Consider the following 24385-nt stretch of genomic DNA (forward strand, 5'->3'; position numbering starts at 1 on the left):
CATGCAGAGCAACAGCCCCATCCGCGAAACGCAGGCCGGACCGGCCGCACGGCGCGTCTCGGTCCCGGTGAAGGTCGGCTCGGTCACCGTCGGCGGCGGCGCCCCGGTCGTCGTCCAGTCGATGACCAACACCGACACCGCCGATATCGACGCCACGGTCGCCCAGGTCTCCGCCCTGGCGCGAGCCGGCTCCGAAATCGTGCGCATCACCGTCGACCGCGACGAGAGCGCCGCCGCCGTGCCGCGCATCCGCGAACGGCTGGAGCGGATCGGCGTGCATGTGCCGCTGGTCGGCGACTTTCACTATATCGGCCACAAGCTGCTGAACGACCATCCGGCCTGTGCCGAGGCGCTGGAGAAGTACCGCATCAATCCCGGCAATGTCGGCTTTCGCGACAAGCGCGACCGGCAGTTCTCCGAAATCATCGAGATCGCGCTGAAGCACGACAAGCCGGTGCGCATCGGCGTCAACTGGGGCTCGCTCGACCAGGAGCTGCTGACCCACCTGATGGACGAGAACGCCGCCAGCCCCGCGCCCGTCTCCGCCGCCGCGGTGATGCGCGAGGCGATCGTGCGCTCGGGGCTTCTGTCCGCCGCCCGGGCCGAGGAGCTCGGCATGGGCCGCGACAAGATCATCCTGTCGGCCAAGGTCAGCCAGGTGCAGGACCTCATTGCCGTCTATGCGGATCTTGCCGCGCGCTGCGACTACGCCCTGCATCTCGGCCTCACCGAGGCCGGCATGGGCACCAAGGGCATCGTCGCCTCGGCCGCCTCCATGGGCATCCTGCTGCAGCAGGGCATCGGCGACACGATCCGCGTGTCGCTGACGCCGGAGCCCGGCGGCGACCGCACCCGCGAGGTACAGGTGGCGCAGGAACTGCTGCAGGTGATGGGCTTCCGCGCCTTCATCCCCGTCGTCGCCGCCTGTCCGGGGTGCGGCCGCACCACCTCCACCGTGTTCCAGGAGCTGGCCCGCGACATCCAGGACGACATCCGCCGCTCCATGCCGGTGTGGCGCGAGAAATATCCCGGCGTCGAGGCGCTCAACGTCGCGGTGATGGGCTGCATCGTCAACGGTCCGGGCGAGAGCAAGTTCGCCGATATCGGCATCTCCCTGCCCGGCACGGGCGAGGCGCCCTCCGCCCCCGTCTTCGTCGACGGCAAGAAGGTCGCGACCCTGCGCGGGGCCGGCATTGCCGAGGAGTTCAAGGCGATGGTCGACGAATACATCCGCAACCGCTTCGGCGGCGAACGGTCCGCTGCCGAATGAACACGATCATGCCCGCCGCGGCTGACGCGCGCGACGTCCTCGTCGTCAATTCCCAGGTGGTGCGCGGCTCCGTCGGCGGCCGCGTCACGCTCTTCGCGCTGGAACGGCTCGGTCACCGGGTGTGGTTCCTGCCCACCATTCTCCTGCCCTGGAACCCCGACGAAGGGCGCGGCCACCGCCACGTGCAGGACGACGAGGGCTTTGCCGCGCTCGCCGACAACCTGATCAAGAGCGATACGCTGTCGCGCATCGGCGCGGTCGTCTCCGGGTATCTCGGCAGCCCCTCGCAGGCCTCCGCCGTCGCCCGCCTCGTGGCGGCGGTGCGCAAGGCCAACCCACGCGCGCTCTATCTCTGCGACCCGATCAGCGGCGACGACGGCGATCTCTACGTGCCGCCGGAAACCGCCGCCGCCGTGCGCGACACGCTGCTGCCGCTCGCCGATGTGGCAACGCCCAATCTCTTCGAGCTGCAATGGATGAGCGGCCGCCGGATCGAGAGCGAGGCCGACACCATCGCCGCCGCCCGCGCGCTCGGGCCGCAGCGCGTGCTGGTCACCTCCGCCCCCGCCATGCGCCGCAACTCCACCTGCAACCTGCTGGTGACGCCGCGTGCCACCATCGCCGCCGAGCACGGGCTGGTGCCCAACGCGCCGCACGGCACAGGCGACCTGATGGCTGCCACCTTCACCGCCGGCCTGATGGCCGGGCTCGACGATGAAACGGTTCTGAAGCGGTCCGCAGCCACCGTGTTCGAGATGGTCGCCCGCTCGGTCAAGCGCCATTCCCGCGACCTGCTGCTCGCCGACGAGCAGTCCTCGCTGATCAATCCGATGGCGCTCGTCTCCTGCCGGCGCGTGCTCGACGCGCCGCTGCGCGCCTGAGCGGCCGGGAAGCGAGAGGACATGCTGCGGGTCGCCGGCATCGACGGCTGCCGCTCGGGGTGGATCGCGATCCTGCGCGACCACGCGGCGCCGGATGCTCCGCCCCGCCATACGCTTCTGCAGCTCCGCGCCTTCGGTGAACTTCTCGCCGATCCCGGCATCTCCGTCCTTGCCGTCGACATGCCCATCGGCCTGCCCGAGCGCGCCGGGATCGGCGGGCGCGGGCCGGAGCGCTGCGTGCGCCCGCTGCTCGGTGAGCGCCAGTCCTCGGTCTTTTCCGTGCCCTCGCGGGCCGCCGTCTTCTGCCAGGACTATGGCGAGGCCTGCGCCACCGCGCTCGCCACTTCCGAGCCGCCGCGCAAGGTCTCCCGCCAGGCCTTCCACCTCTTCCCGAAGATCCGCGAGATCGACGCGCTGATGACCCCGGCGCTGGAGGCGCGCGTCTTCGAGGTCCACCCTGAGCTCGCCTTCTGGCGGCTCAACGGCGAACGGGCGATGAGCCTGCCGAAAAAGGTGAAAAGCGCGGCCAGCATGCCGGGCCTCGACGAGCGCATCGCCCTTTTGTGCCGCTACGGCTACGACGAGGCGTTCCTGCGCCAGCGCCCGCCCTCCGGGGCCGGCCGCGACGATCTGATCGACGCCTGTGTCAATGCGGTGATCGCCGAGCGCATCGCGCAAGGACAGGCGGCATCGTTCCCGCCCGCGCCGGAGCGCGACGCGAGAGGCCTGCGGATGGCGATCTGGGCGTAAGCAATTCCAGGACCAGAAATGCTCCGGACATTCCGGAGATCGGAAAACGTTCGGATCAGGGCTTGGCCGGAGGCACCGGCGCATTCGGGTCCGGCGTACCTTCGGCCGCTTCCGTCTCCTGCGAGCCGCCGCCAGAGAACAGCCGGCTGAAGAACCCGCCGGACGACTTCTGCTCCGTCGGGGCGAACGCCGTCTGCTGCGTGGCCGCATCGGCCGTCGCTGCGGGAGCAGCTGCTGCCGTTGCCGCCGGAGCGGTTGCGGCGGCTGCCGCAGGTGCCGCATTGGTCGCGGCCACCGCGACGGGCTGGCTGGTGCCGGCGGCAGGGGTCGCCTCGACCGGCGCGGCTTCCGCCGTCTCGCCGGCCTTGTCCGCCTCGCTGTTGCCGAAGAGCGCGGCGATCTGCGCGCGGCGGCGCTCCGAGCGCTCCTCCGCCTCGGCGATCTCGATGATCTTCTGGTCGTCCGTGCGCTGCTTCTTGGCGACCGCCACCTCGATGGCGTCCGGCACGTCGTATTCGGGGCACTTGGCGGTGGCACGGAAGGGCACGCCCTCAACCAACGGCACGGCGTCGAACACGTAGCGCTTCTCGCAAACGTCGATCTTCGGCGGCTGCTTGGTGACCTCGAAATGGTCGTAGCCGCTCTTCAGCATGCGCCAGAACTCGTAATGCTCCGACTTGCGGTGCTTGGCCAGGTTCTCCGCCGTCATGCGGAAGGGGAAGGCCTGCACCTGGAACGAGCGCTGGCCGCCCTTGAAGCTCTCCCGCGCCAGCGCGTAGATGTCCTGCACCTGCTGGTCGGTCATCGCGTAGCACCCGCGCGAGGAGCATGCGCCATGCACCATCAGATGCGTTCCGGTCCGGTTGTGCGACCGGTCGAACTTGTTGGGATAGCCGAGGTTGAACGCCAGGTGATAGCTGGAGTTCGGGTTCATCAATGCCGGCGTGATCTCGTAGAAGCCTTCCGGCGCCTGGCGGTCGCCTTCCTTGATCTTCGGGCCCAGTTCGCCGGACCACTTGCAGATCTCGAAGGTTTCCAGCAGCGCATAGCGACCCGACCGCGTCTGCTTCCAGACCTCCAGTGTTGATTCTTCCTTGAAGATGCGCAGCATGATCGGGCTCGTCATCGACATGTCGAGGCCCGGCAGCTTCTGCCGGATGCTGGCGCTGATCTCGCGCAGGTGCTTGGGACCGGCGGTGATCATCTCGTCGGCCTGACAACCGGCGAGCGCGCCGGCCAGCGCCAGCGCCACGAGTGTCCTGCGGGTGTTTGTGCGAAGCCGCGCGATCCCCTGCACCATCATGCCTGTCTGCCCGAAACCTGGCCGAACCGTCGGCCGAAACCATATCCGAAACTGCGTTCGAAATCACGCCCGTGCGAACCCGTGCGCCTGCCGGCCAAGGCGCCAGTATTGGCGCGCGCGCCCTGCAAGGCCAGTCACTTGGGAGTTACCCCGCCAGCGGCCTGTCCGCGGCTGCGGCCGGGAACACAACGGTTCCTGCGGCCCCTCCCTGCGGACGGTCCTCGCACTGCTCGCGCCTTGCTGACGCAAGATTCTGGCGTTTTGGCGGCAAAAGCGCGGGCTTGGCGCCCGCAGGCCTTACAGCGACCGGCCGATGGCCAGGAACTTGTCGCGGCGATGGGCGCGGATTTCCTCGCCGCTCATGCCGTCGAAACGGGCCAGCGCCTTGTCGATGGCCGCGCCCGCGCGGTCGATGACGATGGCCTTGGCCCGGTGCGCGCCGCCCAGCGGCTCCTCGACGATCTCGTCGATCACCTTGAGCTGGATCAGGTCCTGCGCGGTGATCTTCATGTTCGTGGCCGCATCCTGGGCCCTGGCGCTGTCGCGCCACAGGATCGAGGCGCCGGCCTCCGGCGAGATCACGCTGTAGATCGCGTGTTCCAGCATGGCGACATGGTTGGCCGTGGCAATCGCGATGGCACCGCCCGAACCGCCTTCGCCGATGATCAGGGCAAGGTTCGCCGTGCCCAGGCCCAGGCACGCATCCGTCGAGCGGGCGATGGCCTCGGCCTGGCCGCGCTCCTCGGCGCCGATGCCCGGATAGGCGCCGGCAGTGTCGACGAAGGAAACCACTGGCAGGCCGAACCGCTCGGCCATGTGCATGATGCGCACCGACTTGCGGTAGCCCTCGGGCCGCGCCATGCCGAAATTGTGCTTGAGCCGCGCCTGGGTGTCGGCGCCCTTCTCCTGGCCCAGGATCGCCACCGAGCGGCCGCGGAACCGGCCGATGCCGGCGATAATCGCCGCATCCTCGGCATAGCCGCGATCGCCGGCCAGCGGCGTGAAGTCCTCGATCAGCCCGGTAATATAGTCGGCCGCATGCGGACGGTCCGGATGGCGCGCCACCAGGGTCTTCTGCCAGGGCGTCAGCCGCGAATAGAGGTCGCGCAGCGTCTGCTCGGCCTTCTTCTCCAGCCGCTCGATCTCGCCCGATATCTCGACCGCCTCGCCCGAACCCGCGACCGACCGCAACTCATGGACCTTGCCCTGCAGGTCGGCGACGGGTTTTTCGAACTCGAGGAAGCTGTGCATCGGTTTACCGGTCCAGAAAGTCTGCGGCGCGGCCTCATGCCGCCGCCGGGTCATTTGCGGCGCGACACTGGCGAGGGAGGCTGCCCCTGTCAAGTTGCCCACCGCGTCGACATGGCGTGCGCGGGGCGAAAATGCAAGCGCCGGCGGGAACGATCCGCGCCGGCGCTTGCGAAAACCGGGATGTGTCCTGTGGTTTTTTCGTCCTAGCGGGCGGCCTGGTCCTGCCCCGACTTGAAGTCGAGCTGGCGCGGCTCCACCACCAGAGTGCCGCTGTTGGTGCCCATCTCGATGCGATAGGGCACGAAGACCCGGCCGGAGCCGAGCGGAGCCAGCCAGGCTTCCATGCGGCGGTTCTCGGCCATGTACTTCACCGACTTGGTCGAGGGACGATGGCCGGCGACCGGGATCCAGCGTGCCGAGCACACCACCACCTTGCCGTCATAGCCCTTGCCCGAGACTTCGCGGATTTCCTTGAAACCGAGCTGGATGTCGAAGCGCGTCCAGCCGTCGAAGACCGGGATGCGGCGCTCGCAGACCGAGGCGTCCGGCTGGCCCTTGGCCGCCTTGACCGGCATCAGGATGGCGCTCAGCGGGTCGACCACGTTGCGCGTGTGCTTCTTGGTGACCTCGATCCGCTCCGGGTTCGGCTTGAACTTCGGCGTCACGCGCATCGAGCGCACCTTGCCCGAGCCCTGCGCCAGATCGACGAAGAAGTCGCGGTCGGCCGCGCGCGAGGCCATCTTGTAGCTCGACGGCACCACCTTCTTGCCGGACACCCAGCCGGAGGCCTCCGCTCCGCCCTTGCCGGCGGAAAACAGCGTGCCGATGCCAGCCGGCTCCATGCCCACCTTGGCCGAATAGGCATTGGCCTGCACCACCAGCGACAGCGAGCCGCGGGCGATCTTGAAGCCCGCGACGGAGATATCGTAGACGCCGCCGAGCCGCGCGGTCTCGGCGCTTGCCGGGCCGGCGGCCAACGGCGCGACCAGGAGGGCAGCGGCGGCAAGGCCGGCGGGAAGCAGGCGGCGGATCTGGGCCCCGGAAGACGGCTGGGGCCTTGCAGACGAAAGGGAGAGCCTGGACATCGGAACCTCACACACCGCGCGGCCACGGCCGGCAGGACAACACACTCGACTTCGGCTTCGCTCCGGCGCCTTTGATTCCGCAGCCCGCTTGGGCGTCCGCGGAACCTGTCACCGCCTCCCGCCCGCGCCTTTCAGCCCGTCCCGCACCTGGCGTCCGTCGGCCGGACACGCCGTGTCGAAGAGATGGGCCGAAGCCGGATGGTTAAGCGAAAGACCGTCCCCGCGCGGTCCGGCCTGATGCCGGTCGGTTCCCGCGGGACGGCGAACCGTTCACGCATGCATTTTCAGCCAGCACGGTAACCGCATGGTTAACGGACTGCAAATGTCCTGCATCGACCTGCGCACGCAAGGCGCTCCGCGTTGCGCCCGCGCCACGCTTGCGCTATCGGGGGGCTGCGCCATCGACGGGCCGAAGCGCAAGGCGCCCCGCCCTGCCGCTTTCGCGCGATTTCGCGTGCAAGACGCCTTGACGGCGCGTCGCGCGCCCCGTATAGCAGGCCGACTTTTCGACCATTGCCGGACAATGGGCGCCGGGCCGTGCGGGTCCGCGAACGCCCCGGCAATCTCCAGCAGGGGCATCCGCCCCGTCTTGAAACGATCGGGGCTTGCTCCGAGAAGAAAGAAAAAGGTGTCCCATGGCACGCCGTTGCGAACTCACCGGCAAGGACGTGATGACCGGTAACAACGTCAGCCACGCCAACAACAAGTCGCGCCGCCGGTTCCTGCCGAACCTGTGCAACGTGTCGCTGATTTCCGACGCGCTGGGCGAGACCTACAAGCTGCGCATCTCTGCGCATGCGCTGCGCTCGGTCGAGCATCGCGGCGGCCTCGATGCCTTCCTTTTGAAGGCTGCCGAGAGCGACCTGTCGCCGAAGGCCCGCATCCTGCGCACCGAGATCAAGCGTCGCCTGGCCGCTTCGGCCGCCGCTGCGGCCTGATACGCGCCCAGGTCAGCGTCTGTCCGGCAGGCTCGCCCGCCGGACCTGATGCGACCATCGACGAACGAGCTTGCAGGAGGCGCCATGGCGCCTCTTTTCGCGTTTCCGGCATCCGCCGGGGCCGCTTCGTACCCGGCCGGCATGCGGCCGAAGGTCAGGACCCATCGACATGACGCAGACCCGCTTCGCACCGGCATCCTTCACCCTCGCGCAGGCCGTTCCCGCGGTCCTTGCCATGGCGGTCGTCGTCGTCGCCTCCAATATCCTGGTCCAGTATCCGCTGGACGCGACGCTGGGCGGGCTGAACCTTGCCGACCTGCTGACCTGGGGCGCCTTCACCTATCCGGCCGCCTTCCTCGTCACCGACCTCACCAACCGCCGCTTCGGCCCGAGCGCCGCACGCAAGGTCGTGCTGGTCGGCTTCGCGCTCGCAGTGCTGCTGTCGATCTGGCTCGCGACCCCACGCATCGCGGTCGCCTCCGGCTCGGCCTTCCTGATGGCCCACCTGCTCGACATCGCCGTCTTCGACCGGCTGCGCCGCTTCACCTGGTGGCTGGCGCCGGCCGTCTCCTCGACGCTGGCCTCGATCCTCGACACGGTGCTGTTCTTCGGTCTCGCCTTCTCCCTCGCTGCGACCCCGCTGCTCGGCTATGGCGACGAGTTCGCGACCTCCGCCGCTCCGTTCCTCAGCGTCTTTTCGCTGGAGCTGCCGCGCTGGCTGTCCTGGGCCGCCGGTGATTTCACGGTGAAGCTGCTGGTCGCCGCCGCCCTGCTCGTGCCCTACCGGCTGATGCTCGCGGTTCTGATCCCGGCCCCGGCCGGCGGAAACGCCAACCGCGCCTGATCCAGTCCAGTTCAGACAAACAAAAAGCGCGCCCTCCGGCGCGCTTTTTCGTTTTCGGGGTAGTGTTCAGGACGCTCTTTCGGAACAGCCCCCTCTCAGGATGTCATCCCGGTCAAGCGCAGCGCAGAACCGGGACCCATTGGCACCCTCGGCAGGCGTGAGGCGAACAGGCCTCTCCTGCGTCTTCCCGGGCAAGGCGTAGCCGCGACCCGGGACCGGAGAGCCACCGACCTGTCGTCAGCGCTCAACCGCCTGCGCCGATCCTCAAAGCGCCTTCCTACAGCGCCGGCGCGGGCAGCCCCCGGCGGGCGCAGGCCGCCTGCACCGTGTTCGCCAGCAGGCAGGCGATGGTCATCGGCCCGACGCCGCCCGGCACCGGGGTGATCGCCCCTGCGACCTTCACCGCCTCGTCGAAGGCGACGTCGCCGACGAGCCGCGTCTTGCCCTCGCCGCGCTCGGGCGCCGGCACCCGGTTGATGCCGACATCGATCACCGTCGCCCCCGGCTTCACCCAGTCGCCGCGCACCATCTGCGGCCGGCCGACGGCCGCGACCAGAATGTCGGCGCGCCGGCACAGCTCGGCAATATCGCGCGTGCGCGAATGCGCCATGGTCACCGTGCAGTTGGCGTTCTGCAGCAGCAGGGCCACCGGCTTGCCGACCAGGATCGAACGGCCGAGCACCACCGCATCGAGGCCGGAGAGATCCCCGCCATGCGCCTCGCTCGCCAGCATCACGCAGCCCTTCGGCGTGCACGGCACCAGGCCCGGCCGGCCGAGCACGATCCGCCCGGCATTGGTCGGGTGCAGCCCGTCGACATCCTTGGCCGGGTCGATGGCCAGCACCACCTTGTCCGTGTCGATCTGCGCCGGTAGCGGCATCTGTACCAGGATGCCGTCGACCTCCGGGTCCGCGTTGAGCCGCGCCACCAGGTCGAGCAGCTCCGCCTCCGGCGTGTCCGCCGGCAGCCGGTGTTCGATCGAGCGCATGCCGCATTCCTCGGTCTGGCGCACCTTGTTGGAGACATAGACCTGGCTCGCCGGATCCTCGCCGACCAGCACCACCGCAAGGCCGGGCGTCACGCCGTGGCCCGCCTTCAGCGCGGACACCGCCTCGCGCACGTCGCCGCGCAGGCGCGCCGCCCGCGCCTTGCCGTCGATCAGCTTTGCAGTCATGGAACCTCCGGAAGACACCGTCAAAGTTGGGCAAAGTCGAGTTACTTTAGCTGCCCGCCGCCGGCGATGTCGGCAAGACGAGCGGCAATTGCATGCGCATCCGCGTCATCGCGGGCGCCAAGGACAAACGTCTTGAGCCGGGCCGTCGCCCCGGCGGTCAGCCGCACATCGCGCTTCGCAAGGCCGAGTTCCGCGGCGAGAACGGCAGCGACGGCCGCATTGGCCGCCCCCTTGTCGGCGACCGCCCGCACCCGCACGCAGAGCACGGCGCGCCCGTCGGACAGGCGCGTCACCCCGTCGATGCCGTCGCGCGCGGCGCGCGGCGTTGCCCGCACCGCAAGGCGCACCCCGTCCCGCGCCACGCTCCAGGCCGTGTCGGCGTCACCGGTCATCGCGGCAGCGGGGCGGCGCGTCGTCAGAAGACGTTGGGATAGACGTAGTAGGCCAGCACCCGCTGCAGCAGGAAGATGCCGAGCAGCAGGATGATCGGCGACAGGTCGAGCCCGCCCATCGACGGCACGTAGCGGCGGATCGGCCGTAGCAAGGGTTCGGTCAGGTTGTAGAGCACCTGCCCGATCATCGCGACGAACTGGTTGCGCGAGTTGATCACGTTGAAGGCATAGAGCCAGGAGAAGATCGCGCTGGCGATGATCACCCACGTATACAGATTGAGGATGAGGAAGATCACGTCGAGGATGGCACGCATGGACGGCGGGTCTCCGGCTTGGACCGACGGGGGCTTTGACCGACGGGGGTGATTTCCCCTCATGTAGCCGCCACGCGCGCCCGCCGCAAGGCTCCTCGGGGCCGCGCGCCGGGCGGTGCACACGGCTTGTCTACAGGCTGTCCATGCGCACCGGGGAAATGCTTGACAGGGACACCCGCCCTCTCCTAAATGCCGCTCACGCTCGAAGAGCGGGGCCGTAGCTCAGATGGGAGAGCGCTGCAATCGCACTGCAGAGGTCAGGGGTTCGATTCCCCTCGGCTCCACCAATTTCCCCCGACCACTTCATATCACCAGCAGAACGCCCGGATCGCGGTCGTTCGCGAAGGCTCGCAGGCCGGTCTTCCGGATGCGGCCGCAGTCTGTCGCGGCGCTTGCACTCCCTCGCGCGGCCGATCCCTAAAATTGTAGCGATCCGGTTCAGCTGGTGTTCATCTGGCCTCTCCTACAGGGAGGCGACAGGATGATACCCGATGCCGCATCTCGACTTCATGACCCTTTATATTCTGGTGTTTCTCAACTCGCTCGCGGTGACCGCGGTGTGGGCGGGATTCGCCTGGATGTACCGCCCGTACCCGGCGGCCCGCTACTGGCTCGCCGGGACGCTAATGACCCTGCTGGGCGGTCTCGTGCTGGCGACACAGGGCAACGCGGGGGCGCTGGTGCCCGCCGTCCTGGGCAACACCATCGTCATTTTCGGCTTCATGCAGTTCTGGATCGGCTTGCGGCGCTTTGCCGGCCAGCCCGGCGGACAGACCGTTGCCGTCGCCTTCTCGCTGCTCGCCGCAGCAGCGATGATCGCCCTGCACGACAGCGACCGCGGCCGCGCCATCGTCTATGCCTCCGGCCAGTCCATTGTGATGCTGACCTGCCTCTTCCAGCTGCTGCGTCGCCGCATCTCCGGCATCGGCACGGTGATTGCGGCCGTCGCCTTCACGGTGGCGCTCACCGGCCAGTTCCTCGTCGTCGCCTCGAACGGCGCGGTCCTCGCCGGCGCGCTGGACTACAAGATCTATTACGCGCTCGCCTCCTACGCCCTGCTCTGCACGGTCTTCAGCGCCACCGTGTGGAACCTCGGCTTTGCCCTGATGGCCGTCGACAGTCTTCACCGGCAGCTGAGGGGCCTTTCGGAAACGGATGCGCTGACGGGCCTGGCCAATCGCCGCGCCTTCGCCGCGCGCGCGGACCAGCTACAGCAGCAGGCGGACACCCTTCCCTGGTGCCTGATCCTGATCGACCTCAACGACTTCAAGCCGCTCAACGACCGCTTCGGCCATCTTGCCGGCGACGGCGCGCTGAAGCATTTCGGTCAGGTCCTGGTGTCTTGCGCGCGGCCCGGCGATCTGGTGGCGCGCCTTGGCGGCGACGAGTTCGCCCTGCTGCTCCCCGACACCGCCCTTGCACAGGCCGCCGCTCTGGCGCAGACGATCCGCCGCAAGGTGGCCTCCTCTCCCTTCTCACTCGGCAAGGACAGCGTGCCGATGTCGGCCGCGATCGGCGTTGCAGGGTCGCAAGAGGAAACGGCGGGCCACGACCGACTGTTCTCTCTCGCCGACGCACGCCTTTACCAGGACAAGACGGCCTCGAAGGGCGACCAGCGCCCGCGTTCCGGGCAACTGTGGCTGCAGCTGGCCACGCAAGGCTAGAGCCATCATTCCGGTTCGTGTCGGGCGAGGCGGAGATCGCCCTGCTTCAGCATCAGATAGCGGTACATGACCGAGGAGAAATTCTGGTTGTCCGCGCCCGATGTCATCACGCCGGCGAGCAGGTCGAGATAGTCCTGCGCCCAGCGCGCGGACCATGTCGCGGTATCCTCTTCCGGCAAGGGGCCGGCCATGCGCCGCACGTCGACCCGCACCTCCGTGCCCGAGCGCAGGGCCTGCAGCCAGTAGATCGGCACCCCCAGCGCCTGGGCGACCTTCGGCACGGTGTCGAGCAGCGTGCAGCTCACCCCGAACAGGGTGCCGACCGCCTCGCTCCTGAAACCGACCTTCGTGTTGGCCTCGGCGGGAAAATCGGGGATGGAGAAGACGCTCATCCCCCCTTTCAGGAATTTGACGATCCGTGCCGCAGCCAGGCGGTCTGTCATCTGAATGACCTGGTAGCGGCTGTTCAGCTCCTCGTGACGGGTCGCCGAGCTCAACAGGAACGCGGTATTCCGGAAATAGCTCTCGCGAAGAACCACGTTGCCCTGTCCCTGATGCGTTCCGACGATCAGCGTGGGAACGCGCGACCGCATGCGGTCTTCCAGCTCGGCATAGGTGTCGGTCCGCTCGAATGCCAGTTCGATCTCGGGATGCACATTGCGCAAGCCTATGACCCGCTGGACGTAGGTCGCGCGCTGCGCGCGGGCGAGCCACGCTTGCCTGTCGCCATCGCCCTTGCCCTGCAGCTGCCATGCGATCTGCCCGGCGGTCGACGGCAGTGCTGGTTCGGCCAGCCCCTGCTCCGCAGCCTCGATCAGGTCGCAGACATCCTCGCCGCTCATCGGTCGATAAAGGGGATAGGCCGGGATAGTCAGCTGGCCCAGATCGTCGTGATGGCCCAGGAAATGCCTCAAAAGCGCGATGGCATTGGAAGAACCCGGCGCGCGACCGTCCGCCCGGCTGGCGATCAGCGCGGGGAGCACCTCCGGACAGTTCATCATCCGCAAGTCGCACAGCATCCAGGATTCGAGAGTCAGGGCGCCGGAGCAGACCTGCTCGACAAGAAACGCCGCCCCGCCCTTTGTATCGCCGAGCGCGAGGAACAGGGCATAACGCAGCTTCAATCCCGCCTCATGGACAGGATGATGCGCCAGCACGGCCTCGGTCGTCGCCAGCGCCCTGTCGAGCCGGCCCGTTTCGAATTCTGCCCGCGCCTTCAGCACCGACAGCTGGATATCGCGGGGCGACTGGCCACAGGCGCGTCCGGTGCGCTCCGCCAGCTCTGCCCACGCGCAGGTTCCCATGGCGACCTGCGCCCGCAACACGTCGAGCGTGAAGTCGGGAAACCGGCTCTCGGACTCGGCCAGTAGGTGCTCGAGCCTTGCCATGACCGCCCGCGACGGCGCCGTCCCGAAGCCCCACCGCCCCGCGGCCGAGACCAGCTTCCTGACATGTTCCAGAAGCGAGGGGGCGTGCCTTGCATCCTCGATCAGGAGATCGGCGAACGCCTCGATCTCCCCGAGCGTCAGATGCAGATGAGCCAGCGCCCGCCTGACGGCTGTGTGGCCCTTCAACTCGTCGGAAAGTCCGGCGACAAAGGCTTCCGCCTCCCCGATGCGCTCGGCGTTGACCAGTTCGTTCAGGACCAGTGCCGCTCCCTCCGGCGATGCCGGGTCGTCCTTCCAGAGCCCAAGCATCCTTGCATGGGCGACCTCGTGACGGCCCTCGCTGCGCAGCAGGCGGATCTCCAGCCGCTGCAGCGCCGGGGTGAGCTCGCCCCTCGCGATCTGCTCGTCCAGCCGGTTCCGCGCGCGTTCGAAGCGGCGCAGGTCGAGATCCAGCCCGATCCGCAGGTCGGCGTGTTGGTGACGCGAGGCGGACAGCACCGCCTCCATATCCGTCATATCGCCCGCCGGCCATAACGTCAGCACCTTTTGCCGGACGAGCCCCTCGTCGTCCGGCCAGCGGGCCAGCGCCCCGTCGCACAGCCGGAGCGCCGCCGTATGGTCGAGGGCGAGGCGCTCCAGCCCTATCGCCTGGAACACGGCATCGCGATTGTCGGGCGCCTCCCTCAGCGCCGCCCGCGCGGCCTCGAGCGCGGCCCGCGTCGCCCCCGTGTCGGCGAGACAGCGGGACGCCTCCACGTGCAACCTCGCCCGGTCCTGCGGCTTGAGCCCATCCGGCCTTGCCAGGATCCGCTCGACGATGGCCAGCGCCTGCAAGGGATCTGCGGCCCGGCGCAGCGCCACCGCATGGCGCAGCTCTGCCTGCCACTCGGCCGGGTGCTTTTGCGCGAGCACGGCACCGGCCCTGGCGGCCGCCGCGAAATCCTTCATCTGCGTCAGGATTTCGACCCGGGCATAGAGGGCCGGCTTGTGCGCCGGATCGACCGCGAGGATCTCCTCGGCCAGCGCCAGGCTTTGCGCATGCGCGCCGTGCCACAGCAGCGACAGGGAGAGCTCATGTTTGATCGAAAGGTGGTCCGGATGGCGCCGCAAGGCCTCGCTCAGCTGGCGAATGCTCTCCTCCACGCGCCGGCTCTGGCGCAAGGCCGCGCCCTGCTTGGCAAGCACGGCCGGATCGCCGGGAAAGCGCGCCAGCATCTGTCCGGCCGCCTCCAGCGCCGCATCGAACTCCCGCGCCTGCATGAAGGTATCGATCCTGGCATGAAGTGCCGGCCGGTGTGTCGGATCGGCCGCAAGGATCTCCTCCACCAGCGCCAGGCTTTGCGCATGCTTGCCCTGCCAGCGCAGGGACAGCGCCAGCTCGTACCTGATCGCGAGATTGCCTGGATGGCGTCCCAGGGCATCGGACAGATACCGGACGCTCTCCTCCACGCGCCGGCCCTGCCGCAGCGCGATGCCTTTGCTGATGACCGCTGCCGGGTCGTCGTCCGCCTCCCTCCCTGCAGCCTCTGACATGTCTGACATGAGCGACTTCTTGGTTTGGCTATCGCAGCTCAGCTCGCCGCGGTCTTCTCGATGAGCAGGTCCTCGATCACCAGCGCATCGATCCCCGAGGTCACGAAGACCGCCAGCGCATCCTCCGGCGAATGAATGATGGGCTTGCCCATGATGTTGAAGCTCGTGTTCAGGACGACGGGAACGCCGGTCCGCTCGCCGAAGCGCCGCACCAGCTTGTGCATCCAGGGCCCGGTACGGGGGGAGACCGTCTGCAGACGGCCGGTCCCGTCCGCGTGGACGACCGCCGGCACCTGCGCGGCCTTCTCGCCGCGCCAGCGCAGGGTGATCGACATGTATGGCGAGGGTTGGGCGCTCTCGAACCACTCCGCGACATCCTCCTCGCACAACACCGGAGCGAAGGGCCGATAGGGCTCGCGGCCCTTCACCAGCCGGTTGATACGGTCCTTCATGTCGGCGGGGCGGGGATCCGCCAGGATCGAGCGATTGCCGAGGGCGCGCGGACCGAACTCCGCCCGCCCGCGCATGACGCCGACGATCTTTCCCTCGGCCAGCAGCTCCGCGACCCTGTCCTCGCCGTTCATCGAGACATCGCTCACCCGCGCGATGCCGCGAAGGTTCTCCAGTCTGGATACTGCGTCCGGCGTTGCGGCCGATCCCAGATAGGGCGTGGCCGGCAGGACGGGCACCCGGCTCGTCTCCGCCGTGTCCATCCAGCTCAAAAGCGCCGCACCGACGGCGTTGCCGTCGTCCGCCGGGGCCGGTGGCACGAACAGGCGGTCGAACGGCATGCGCCCGGCGATCGTGCCGTTATAGGAGGAGTTCAGCGCGCATCCGCCGCCGAGGATGAGGTTTCCGTCGGCCCCCTCAGCCACCGCAGACAGGATCTGGTCGGCAAGGGCCGCATAGGCGGCCTGCCCGCTTGCGGCAAGGTCGGCCGCGTTCATCAACGGCGCGTCCGCCGGGCGGGCGAACTGCCGGATGCTGCCTGCAAGGGCGGCGAGCGCTTCCTTGTCCGCAAAGCGCAGGCGCCCCCGATCCACTTCCAGGAGCGCGACCATCGCATCGCGGATCTCGGGCCTGACCGTCCCGTAGGCGGCCAGCCCCATCACCTTCCACTCTTCCCCCAGCCGCCAGTCGAACCCGCACAGCTGCGTCAGCCAGGCATACAGCGTGCCCAGGCTCCCCGGCCCCCACGAGCGCCACCGGCGCTTGAGCACCCGGCCGCGAAGATCGAACATCGAAACCGCGCCGGCCTCGCCCTCCCCGTCGACGATCAGGCAGGATGCGGTGTCGACCGGTGCGAAGGCGCTGGCCGTCACCGCGTGGCACAGGTGGTGATCGTAGCGCCGCACCTCGGGCATCTGCCGCGCGATCCCCAGTCTCAGGAGCGAGGCACCCGCATGGGTGTTGATGCCGGCATGCAGTTCCCGCAGCCAGAGGGCATCCGTCACGGGCAGCAACTCGCCCATCAGCTCGACCGGCAGGTCCGCCTTGATCCGTTGCCAGGACGTGGCCACGGCCAGGCTGTCTGAGCCGAAATCGAAACCGACCTGGGTCAGGGCGGATTCAAGGTGCGGCACATGATCGGGCGTGATGCCCCAGGCCCGTTTGTCCTGTACGAAACGTTCCGTTGCCTCGGCGAAGAGAAGATTTCCATCGGCATCGACGATCGCCAGCGCCGGGTCATGCCCGGATGTCGAAAGCCCGAGGTGGAACAGCGCCATCAGGAACCCGCGCGCTTCAGGATGGAGCGTGCGAACTCGCCGAGCGTGTCGTGCTGGAAGATATCGGCCGGGTCCACCTCCACGTCGAAGCGATCTTCCACCTCGCCGCAGACCAGCACCGCATCGATCGACTGCAGCCCCAGATCCGCGAGCGACATCTCCATCCGGATATCGTCTACCGAGGTCTTGGTGCGCTGCGCGACCCTCTCGCGAAGAAACGAGAAAAACTGGGACTCGTCTATTTCAGTCATCTTGATGCTCTGTTCTTCTGAAAACGCACGGAAGCGTGCTGAGGGCGACGGTTTCCGACATGGGGTGGTAACGATGCGCCTGCGTAACCAGCGCCATGTCGGGAAAGGTCTGGAGGAGTGAGGGAATGGCGCGCTTGAGGACCATCACCGAAAGGGCCGCGCCGACGCAGCGATGCAGCCCCTTGCCGAACGAGACATGCCCGTTGCCGCCCGGGGTCTGCCGGTTCAGCACGCGGATGTTCAGCCGCGCCGTGTCGCCGGCCTTCATTGCCATCTCGCTGAGCGTCAGGTCGGCGCGGGCAACGCGGTAGATGAACTTCGGCCCGCTGCAACGCGCGACCAGTTCGTCGATATTCGCCTCGACCCACGCCGGATCGCCTGCCGCCGCCCGTTCCTCGGGAGGGAGCGAGAGGATCCACAGCAAGGCATTGGACAGCGTGTGGGACAGGTTGAAGCTCGCGCCGTAGAGCACCAGCACCACGGCCTTGAGATCCGCTTCGTCGAACCCGTCCGGCGCCTCGGCGACCAGGGCCTCCAGCAGCGAGGGCGGACCGTCGGAGGCGACGGGCACCTCCATCAGCGACAGCGCCTCGGCGAAGACCGCTTGGACGCGCCGCAGGTTCCGCATCGAAAGCCAGGGCTCCAGCACGTCCTGCAGGTGCGGCGCGATGGCGTCGAACCTGTGCGGATCGCGGCTGGAGATGCCGAGGATGCGCATCATCGTGCTCTTGCGCAGCGGATCGGAATAGCCCGAGACCAGATCCGGCGACGCCACCGCCGACAGGGCGCGCAGCGTCTCGTCCAGCGCCCCGTCGACGACACCCTGCCAGAGGGGCAGCTGCGCGGTGCCGAGGAAGCGCATCAGCGCCTGTTTCAGCGCTTCGTGCCGCGGCCCGTCCATGAAGAACAGCGCGTTGCGCGCGATCCTCGTCGCGTCCCCCAGATCCTCGCCGCTCGCCTGCGACAGCAGCGCGAGGTGGCTTTCCATCGGCGGCGGGGCAAAGGCCTCGTTGTCCCGCAAGACCCGGTGCGCGCTGGCCATGTCGCGGATGTCGCAAAGACGCGCGCTCACCCGCCGGGACCGCTTGTCGATGTCGCACGGCAGGGCCGTCGGGGCCTGCATCATCGGCGTGACCACGAACCGGCACTCGTCGGTCTTCAGGACGATATCGGGAAAGGACCGCGCCAGGGCGGGCAAGGCGGTTTCGATCAGCATCTCGCTGAGAAACACTCCGGGACACTTGTGCGCGCCGCTGCCGAAGCTCATGTGGCTTTGGCGCGTGCCCTGGCTGGCCCGCAACCGGCTGTTGGCCGCCACGATATCGACCACGGCGGACTCGCCCTGGCGATAGGGACAGCCGGCGACTTCGGTCGCCTCGCTCGCGACGCGCACCAGCGTGCGGGTGGACTGGTAGAGCCCCAGGATCTCCTGGGTGTGCCGCGCGCCCCATCCGGGCTTGCCGGCCTCGGCCCACAGATCAGCCGGACCGCTCAGCAATCCGTAAAGCGCGAAAGCCAGAGACTGGGTCGCCGAGTTCGAGCCGACCAGCAGGCCGACGACGAAGTACTCCGGCTCCAGAAAGTCCGGCAGATCGTCCCGGCGGCGGCGCAGATAGCCGAGCAGCGTTTCGGGCTCCGCACCCTCGCCGTCCCCGGCCGCAGGACACGTTGCGACCAGCAGGCTCGCCGCCGTGTTCAGGGCCTTCAGCGTCGGCACCGACAGATAGGGCTCCGTCAGGCGCTGCGCGGTTTCGGCCGCGCGAAAATAGTCGTCGTCGGGCGGCAGGTCGAGGCCGAGGATCCTCGGCATGACCTTGAGAAACAGCGGGATCGTGAAATCGCGGACGAGGTCGGGATCACCCGCATGCCTCAGCTCGGTACAGGCGCTGTCGCAGGCCTGCTCCATCAACGCCCGCCACGGCGAAAGCCCGGACTGGCTGAAGAACGGCGCGATCACGCGGCGGGTCTGCAGGTGGGCCGGCCCGCTCATCGCCACGAGCGTGTTGGCCGACAGGCGTCGCAACGCATCGAGGTCGACGCCCCCGCGCCCGGCGATCTCGTCGAGATACCGGTCGATCCGCGGCAGGTCGAGGCTCCGCAGCACCGCGGCCGCCATGGCCGGCGCCTTCACGAAACTGTCGGGATCCGACCAGACGTGGCGGGTCACGCGGCGCCCCCTGCCATCTGCGCCTCGTCGAGACAGATCGCCTGATCGTGCAGGCGGGACAGTTCGAGGGCTGCCTCTCGCCGCCTGATCTTGCCGCTGCTAGTGCGAGGAAGCGTCCCGCGCGGCAGAAAGGCGATACGTTCGAGCCGGACGCCGGTGCCGGCGGCAACCGCCTTGCGGATCCGCGCGGCAACCGCGTGGGGCTCGTCGATCGGGGCGCAGCCGGCACGCAGCTCGATCAGGAGATCCGCCCGGCCGGGCAAGGCTTGCAGACTGTCGAACGCCGCCGCCGCCGAGGCGCTGAGATCGCCATGTTCGCGCGCCGCGAGCCATTCGACCTCCGCGGCGGCCACATTGCGGCCGTTGACGATGATGAGGTCCTTCGCGCGCCCGGCAATGTAGAGCCGGTCGCCCGCAATGCCGCCCAGATCGCCCGTCCGCAGCCAGCGCACCCCGTCGGGCGCGTCGAAGAAGCCGTCCTCGTCGTCGCCCGTCTCGCCGAGATACCGGCGGCAGACGGACGGCCCGCTCAGCCAGATCTCGCCCGTCGCCCCCTCGGGCAGCGCCCGGCCGGTCTCCGGCTCGGCGATCCGGATGCGGCTGCGCGTCTCGGCGGAGAGCAGGCAGCCCTCGAAGCCCGCCCAGGGCTCAGGTGTCGCCGCAGCCTGCCCTGCGCCTCCCGCTTCGCCGGCCGCGAACAGCGTGCATTCCGCCATCCCGTAGCAGGCGAACACCGCGTCCCTGGCAAGCCCGTTCGCCGCAAAGCGCTGGTGGAACCTCTCCAGCAGGCCGCTCGGCACCGGCTCCGCCCCGCAGAACGCCCTCTCCCACGAGCCGAGGTCGAGCCTCTCCGCCTCCTCTTCGGAGATCCGGTTCAGGCATTCGAGAAAGGCGAAGGTCGGCCCGCCGCTGATCGTGCCGCGCCAATCGGAGATCGCCTCCAGCCAGACGGCCGGCCGGCGGATCATGTCGAACGGGCTCATCTGCACCGAATGCGCGCCGGAAAGCAGCGGATAGAGGATGCAGCCCATCAGCCCCATGTCATGATAGTGCGGCAGCCAGTTGATCATCACGCTGTCGCGGTTCATGCCCCAGAGCGACTGGATCAGCCCGCAATTGTGGCGGATCTGGTCCGCCGTCACCGGCACCGCCTTGGGAAAGTGGGTCGAGCCCGAAGTGTGCTGGATCACCGGGAAGGCGCAAGGCGCCGCCCCGCCGGATGCCACCTCCGGCACCGGGGCAGGATCGTCGACGACGAGCACCGGGCAGGCCGGCGCCCCGCCCTCGCCGGTCAGCTGCTGTTCCACGGCACCGCGGTTGTTCGAGGTGCACAGCACCGCTCTTGCACCGCAGGTCCGTGCCATGCGCGCCAGCCGTCCCGGCAGATCCGAGGCGCGGGGCGGGGCGACCGGCACCAGCGTACCGCCGCCGAGCAGCGTCGCCACCAGCGCGATCAGGAACTCCTCGCCGGCCGGCAGCGCCGCCATCAGCACATGCGGTCCCTCGCCGAGGCAGCGATCCCAGAGCGCCTGCATCTCCGTAGCACGCGCGCCCAGCTCCGCCCCGGTCATCGTGCGATACCGGCCGCGGCGCCCCAGCACGGTGATCAGCGGCGCGCCATGGCGCTGCTCGAGCGCTAGCGCGATCTCGCGCTGAAGGCTGGTTTCGGTCGCACGCCTGGTCATCGGGTTGCTTGATCTGGTCGTCGGTCAGGCCGGTTGCGCGATGGGTTTTTCACGGCTCAGGTGGACCTGCCGGCTGCCCTGCTGCGACAGCCGGTGCAGCGACGTGAAGGAATTGAGGAAGATGGAGAGGGCGAACGACAGGTCCCGCGCGATCTCGGGGCGCTGGTGCGACATCTCGTTGACGGCGTCGATGACACGGCGCGCCTGCGGGTCGCTTGCCGCCTGCCGGAAAAGCTTGAAGATTCCGAAAGCGCCCTTGCCCGGCGTCACCTTCCGGTCGCTCGCCCGCAGATGCTCCGGCGGCGGACCGAGGATCGCGGCAAGATGCTCGAAGCGCCTGATCGCGTTGTCCGGCTCGTGCAGCGCCTCGACCAGCCAGATGGCGCCCTCGGCCAGCTGGCGGCGCGTCATCTGCCGCGGCTCGATATTGGTCCACAGGTCGCCGCCCGGAAAGCTCGTTTCCGTCCCGTCGATGAACAGCCGGCCTTCGGCCGCCATCTGCTCGTAAAGCGGCGTGGCGATCGGCGCGACCAGCACCGACACCCGCAGGTTCACCACCGGCAGGGCCATGCCGAACTCGAACTGGCGCTCGAAACATCCCAGGTCGTCATGGTCGAAGCCGACCATCATGCCGCCGGTGACCGTCAGCCCGCCGGCGACGATCCGGCTGATCTCGGTCACGAGGTCCCGGCGCAGGTTCTGCCGCTTCTTGACCTCCTTGAGCGCCTCTTCGTTGCTGGTCTCGATGCCGACGAAGATGTCGCGCACCCCCGCCTGGTTGCACAGCTCGATCAGCTCCGCATCCCGCGACAGGTCGATCGAGGCCTGCGTCGCGAACTGGACCGGCTCGCGGCCCTCGCGCCCGTTCCAGCCGGCAAGCCCTTCCAGCAGGACGCGGGATTTCTTGCGGTGGACGGTGAAATTGTCGTCGGACAGGTTGATGCTGCGATAGCCGAGATCGTAGAGCACCTGCGCTTCGGCCAGCACGTTCTCGATCGGCTTGTGCCGCTGCACCCGGCCCAGATACTGGATCACGTCGCAGAAGCTGCATTCGAACGGGCAGCCGCGGCTGGTCTGGATCACGCCGCTGATCGCCCGGTCGTTGTTGTAGAGGTCCCAGCGCGGCACCGGCGCGCTTGCGAGATCGGCCTGACCGCACAGGTATCGCGGCTGCAGGGTATCGGCCAGCAGGTCGCGGCTCAGCGCGCTCGCGACGGTCTCGAACTCGCCGATGATCAGGCTGTCCGCCTCGCCGTCGAAATCGCCGGGCGCCAGCGACACATGCGGGCCGCCCATGATCACGCGCCGCCCCATGGCGCGGAACCGGCGGGCGATCTCGATGCCGCGGGAGGCCTGGGCAACGTTCATGCTGATGGCGATGACGTCGGACGGATCGTCGAAATCGACATCCTCGGTCATCTCGTCGCACAGCCGGATGTTGAAATCGCCCTCCAGCAGCGCGGCAACGGTGGTGATCCCCGCCGATGCCATCAGGGCATAGCGCTCGTCGATGTTCAAAATCTTGTCGGCAATGAGGGCTTCGCTGCCGAAATTCGGCAATGGCGCGATAAGATATATGTCCACCGGTATTCCGATCCTTGCCGCCCCCCTCGAGTGGCAGCGCGCATTATACACAACCCGTCCGGATTTAGTTACCGGTTTCAACAGGTTTCTCGCGCCTGCCCGCCCCCCCTTTGCACCCCTCACGAAGCGGAGAGCAGGATCACGCCCGCGATCAGCACCGCACAGCCGGCCAGCCGCCACGGGCCGACTCTTTCGCGCAGGATTACCATGCCCATCAGGGCGCCGACCATCATCGACATCTCCCGCATGGGCGCGACGAGGCTCAGCGGCGCGCCGTCGCTCAGGGCCGCGAGCACCAGGATGTAGGACGCCGGCGCCAGCAGCCCGACCCCGACCGCCGTCCACCAGTGGCCGCGCATCGCCGCCATCGCCTGGCGCGGGCGCGCCAGCACCACCGGCAGCAGCATGAAGAACCGCAACAGGTTCGAGACCCATTCCAGCACCACCGGCGCGATGCCGAGCGATTTCACCGCCACCGCGTCGACCACCGTGTAGCCGGCTATGAAACCGCCGGTGACCGTCCCCCAGCGCAGGCCCGCCTGGCCGCCGGGACGGGTGAAGGCGGCGATCTTTCCTTGCGTCGAGATCAGCAGGATGCCGGCAACCACCAGCACCAGCCCGACGACGCCGGTGCCGGTCGGCACCTCGCCCAGCAGCACGAAGGCCCCGAGGCTGGAGAGCATCGGCCCGGTCCCGCGCGCCACCGGATAGACGACCGACAGGTCGGCCACCTGGTAGCCGCGCTGCAGGCAGAGACTATAGGCCAGATGGATCAGGCTGCTCAGCACGATGAAGGCGGCGCCCATCGCCGTCCAGGCGATGCCGCCCTTGGCCAGCAGGTAGATCACCCAGGGCGCATAGGCGATGCAGGCGACGACGTTGTAGGCGAAGACGAAGGTCGCGCCGGCATGGGCCGCCCGTTTCGCCAGCAAATTCCAGGTGGCATGGATGAAGGATGCGAGAACGACGAGAAGCAGAGAGGCAAGCGTCACTGAGACCCCCTTGCGCGGTGCGCGGTTGATCTCGACGTCTCCTCCCCTGGGCTTTTGTCCCTTGGGTGCAGCCGGGGAACTCCCCCGGTTTCTGCAACGCTCGGTCCTGCGGCGAAGCGCCCGGATCCCTAGTTGCCACTCGGTCGATGGCCCATCCTAGCCGGGGCCCGCCCGCCATCGCAACCCGGCTAAGCAGTTTGCCACCGGAAGATGCCCCCCCTTGCGGGATCACTGCCTGGGCTTAAGACTTACCTGTGTGTTTCTCGCTTTCGTCGTCCTGCGCGCGTCTCTGCGCCTGAATCGCATCGGAAAACGCGGCGGCCAGAATGCCAGTCGGCATGGCGATCAAGCCGATCCCGGTCAGTGCGGTCAGGCCGGCGAAAATCTGTCCTGGCGTCGTTTGCGGGTAGACGTCGCCGTAACCGACGGTGGTCAGCGTCGCGATGGACCACCACATCGCCCTCGGAATGCTGCCGAAAGCCACCGGCTGATGCTCGCCTTCCACCAGATAGAGCACGGTCGAGGAGATGAGCAGCAGGATGCCGGCGATCCCCACGCTCATCATGAGTTCATAGCGGCGTGAGCGCAGCGCGGTCATGATCGCGTCGAAAGCCTGCGAAAACCGGCCCAACCGCGCCACACGCAGGATGCGCAACAGCCGGAACAGCCGCAGCAGAAACGCTTCACTGCCCAGAAAGGTGAGAAACAGCGGTGTGATCGCAAGCAGGTCGATCACTGCCGAAGGCGTTGTCATGTATTTCAGGCGACCGAAGAGCCCACGATATGCAGAGTTCTCTCCTGCCACCCAGAGCCGACCAACATATTCGACCAGGAACAGGAGGGTGAAAACGGCTTCGATGCCCAGAAACAGCTTTTCGCGCCCCTCGATGACAACCGGCTCGCTTTCGACGACGGCGACAACCGTCGCCACCATGATCAGCACTGAAATCACCTTGTTGAGCGGCGAGAGCCCCTTTTTCGGCCAAGCTGACGGCTCGAGGAGACAATAGAGCCGGCGACGAAGTGGCCGCTCTGCGTGCGGAGAGGTCATTCGCACCTCTTTTTTGCGGTGCGCCGAAGCGCTGGAAATGAGAAGCGAGAAAATGAATGCCTGAAAAAGCCGGGCGCCCTTGCCTATTTGTCGCGCCGTAGGAGGCAAAAGGTCAAGCGGGCCTGCGCTCTGCCCTCAGCC

General features: G+C 68.1%; 20 protein-coding genes and 1 tRNA gene. 7 read left to right on the plus strand and 14 right to left on the minus strand.

The window, feature by feature from the left end; genetic code table 11:
• Position 1 precedes the first annotated feature (1 nt).
• The 3 genes from ispG to H7H34_RS19975 are packed head-to-tail and all read left to right on the plus strand — an operon-like array spanning position 2 to position 2901.
• Positions 2 to 1270, plus strand: coding sequence for a flavodoxin-dependent (E)-4-hydroxy-3-methylbut-2-enyl-diphosphate synthase (ispG, locus tag H7H34_RS19965; protein ID WP_120270104.1), 1269 nt, complete (start codon positions 2 to 4; stop codon positions 1268 to 1270).
• A gap of 8 nt (positions 1271 to 1278) precedes the next feature.
• Positions 1279 to 2151: a pyridoxal kinase gene (gene pdxY / locus H7H34_RS19970; protein ID WP_245165141.1), complete on the plus strand. Its 873-nt coding sequence runs from the start codon at positions 1279 to 1281 to the stop codon at positions 2149 to 2151.
• Positions 2152 to 2172: 21 nt separating this feature from the next.
• Complete coding sequence (locus tag H7H34_RS19975; RefSeq protein WP_185926219.1) at positions 2173 to 2901, plus strand: DUF429 domain-containing protein; 729 nt, start codon at positions 2173 to 2175, stop codon at positions 2899 to 2901.
• Between the two features lie 55 nt (positions 2902 to 2956).
• Here the strand turns inward: H7H34_RS19975 and H7H34_RS19980 are convergent, their stop codons facing one another.
• From H7H34_RS19980 to H7H34_RS19990, 3 genes are all read right to left on the minus strand, one after another.
• A complete protein-coding gene (locus tag H7H34_RS19980; RefSeq protein ID WP_185926220.1) occupies positions 2957 to 4204 on the minus strand; it encodes a L,D-transpeptidase family protein in 1248 nt (415 codons plus the stop codon).
• A gap of 297 nt (positions 4205 to 4501) precedes the next feature.
• Positions 4502 to 5455, minus strand: coding sequence for an acetyl-CoA carboxylase carboxyltransferase subunit alpha (locus H7H34_RS19985; RefSeq protein ID WP_185926221.1), 954 nt, complete (start codon positions 5453 to 5455; stop codon positions 4502 to 4504).
• 203 nt (positions 5456 to 5658) lie between these two features.
• On the minus strand, positions 5659 to 6540 hold the full coding sequence (locus H7H34_RS19990) for a DUF3108 domain-containing protein (protein WP_120270100.1): 882 nt from the start codon (positions 6538 to 6540) through the stop codon (positions 5659 to 5661).
• Between the two features lie 635 nt (positions 6541 to 7175).
• On the opposite strand from H7H34_RS19990, the gene rpmB reads away from it, so the two are divergent.
• Both rpmB and H7H34_RS20000 read left to right on the plus strand, forming a co-directional pair.
• A complete protein-coding gene (gene rpmB / locus H7H34_RS19995; protein ID WP_120270099.1) occupies positions 7176 to 7478 on the plus strand; it encodes a 50S ribosomal protein L28 in 303 nt (100 codons plus the stop codon).
• A 169-nt stretch (positions 7479 to 7647) separates the two neighbouring features.
• Positions 7648 to 8322 (plus strand): VUT family protein, encoded by a 675-nt coding sequence (locus tag H7H34_RS20000; protein ID WP_185926222.1) that lies wholly within the window; start codon positions 7648 to 7650, stop codon positions 8320 to 8322.
• Between the two features lie 277 nt (positions 8323 to 8599).
• Here the strand turns inward: H7H34_RS20000 and folD are convergent, their stop codons facing one another.
• From folD to H7H34_RS20015, 3 genes are read right to left on the minus strand one after another with little or no spacing between them, the layout of a single operon-like run.
• Positions 8600 to 9496 carry a bifunctional methylenetetrahydrofolate dehydrogenase/methenyltetrahydrofolate cyclohydrolase FolD gene (gene folD / locus H7H34_RS20005; RefSeq protein WP_185926223.1) on the minus strand — a complete coding sequence of 299 codons (897 nt, stop codon included), beginning with the start codon at positions 9494 to 9496 and terminating at the stop codon, positions 8600 to 8602.
• Positions 9497 to 9537: 41 nt separating this feature from the next.
• Positions 9538 to 9888, minus strand: coding sequence for a DUF167 family protein (locus tag H7H34_RS20010; RefSeq protein ID WP_120270096.1), 351 nt, complete (start codon positions 9886 to 9888; stop codon positions 9538 to 9540).
• A 23-nt stretch (positions 9889 to 9911) separates the two neighbouring features.
• Positions 9912 to 10202: a YggT family protein gene (locus tag H7H34_RS20015; protein WP_120270095.1), complete on the minus strand. Its 291-nt coding sequence runs from the start codon at positions 10200 to 10202 to the stop codon at positions 9912 to 9914.
• Positions 10203 to 10413: 211 nt separating this feature from the next.
• On the opposite strand from H7H34_RS20015, the gene H7H34_RS20020 reads away from it, so the two are divergent.
• Both H7H34_RS20020 and H7H34_RS20025 read left to right on the plus strand, forming a co-directional pair.
• A tRNA-Ala gene (locus tag H7H34_RS20020) sits at positions 10414 to 10489 on the plus strand.
• A 204-nt stretch (positions 10490 to 10693) separates the two neighbouring features.
• Complete coding sequence (locus H7H34_RS20025) at positions 10694 to 11866, plus strand: GGDEF domain-containing protein (RefSeq protein WP_185926224.1); 1173 nt, start codon at positions 10694 to 10696, stop codon at positions 11864 to 11866.
• A gap of 5 nt (positions 11867 to 11871) precedes the next feature.
• Here the strand turns inward: H7H34_RS20025 and H7H34_RS20030 are convergent, their stop codons facing one another.
• From H7H34_RS20030 to H7H34_RS20065, 8 genes are all read right to left on the minus strand, one after another.
• Positions 11872 to 14796 (minus strand): tetratricopeptide repeat protein, encoded by a 2925-nt coding sequence (locus H7H34_RS20030; protein ID WP_185926225.1) that lies wholly within the window; start codon positions 14794 to 14796, stop codon positions 11872 to 11874.
• A gap of 29 nt (positions 14797 to 14825) precedes the next feature.
• Positions 14826 to 16514 carry a carbamoyltransferase family protein gene (locus H7H34_RS20035; protein ID WP_185926226.1) on the minus strand — a complete coding sequence of 563 codons (1689 nt, stop codon included), beginning with the start codon at positions 16512 to 16514 and terminating at the stop codon, positions 14826 to 14828.
• Positions 16514 to 16765 carry an acyl carrier protein gene (locus H7H34_RS20040; RefSeq protein WP_120270091.1) on the minus strand — a complete coding sequence of 84 codons (252 nt, stop codon included), beginning with the start codon at positions 16763 to 16765 and terminating at the stop codon, positions 16514 to 16516. The genes H7H34_RS20035 and H7H34_RS20040 overlap by 1 nt, the downstream gene beginning before the upstream one ends.
• Positions 16758 to 18932 carry a cytochrome P450 gene (locus tag H7H34_RS20045; RefSeq protein WP_185926227.1) on the minus strand — a complete coding sequence of 725 codons (2175 nt, stop codon included), beginning with the start codon at positions 18930 to 18932 and terminating at the stop codon, positions 16758 to 16760. Before H7H34_RS20045 ends, H7H34_RS20040 begins: the two co-directional genes overlap by 8 nt.
• A complete protein-coding gene (locus H7H34_RS20050) occupies positions 18929 to 20617 on the minus strand; it encodes an AMP-binding protein (protein ID WP_185926228.1) in 1689 nt (562 codons plus the stop codon). Before H7H34_RS20050 ends, H7H34_RS20045 begins: the two co-directional genes overlap by 4 nt.
• A gap of 24 nt (positions 20618 to 20641) precedes the next feature.
• Complete coding sequence (locus H7H34_RS20055) at positions 20642 to 22201, minus strand: B12-binding domain-containing radical SAM protein (protein WP_185926229.1); 1560 nt, start codon at positions 22199 to 22201, stop codon at positions 20642 to 20644.
• A gap of 119 nt (positions 22202 to 22320) precedes the next feature.
• Positions 22321 to 23193, minus strand: a complete 873-nt coding sequence (locus H7H34_RS20060) for a DMT family transporter (protein ID WP_185926230.1) — start codon at positions 23191 to 23193, stop codon at positions 22321 to 22323.
• A 241-nt stretch (positions 23194 to 23434) separates the two neighbouring features.
• Entirely contained in the window at positions 23435 to 24244 is an 810-nt protein-coding gene (locus H7H34_RS20065; RefSeq protein ID WP_185926231.1) for an ion transporter, read from the minus strand.
• Positions 24245 to 24385: the final 141 nt, after the last annotated feature.

This window comes from Stappia sp. 28M-7, assembly GCF_014252955.1.
In the GTDB taxonomy this organism is placed as follows: Bacteria; Pseudomonadota; Alphaproteobacteria; order Rhizobiales; family Stappiaceae; genus Stappia.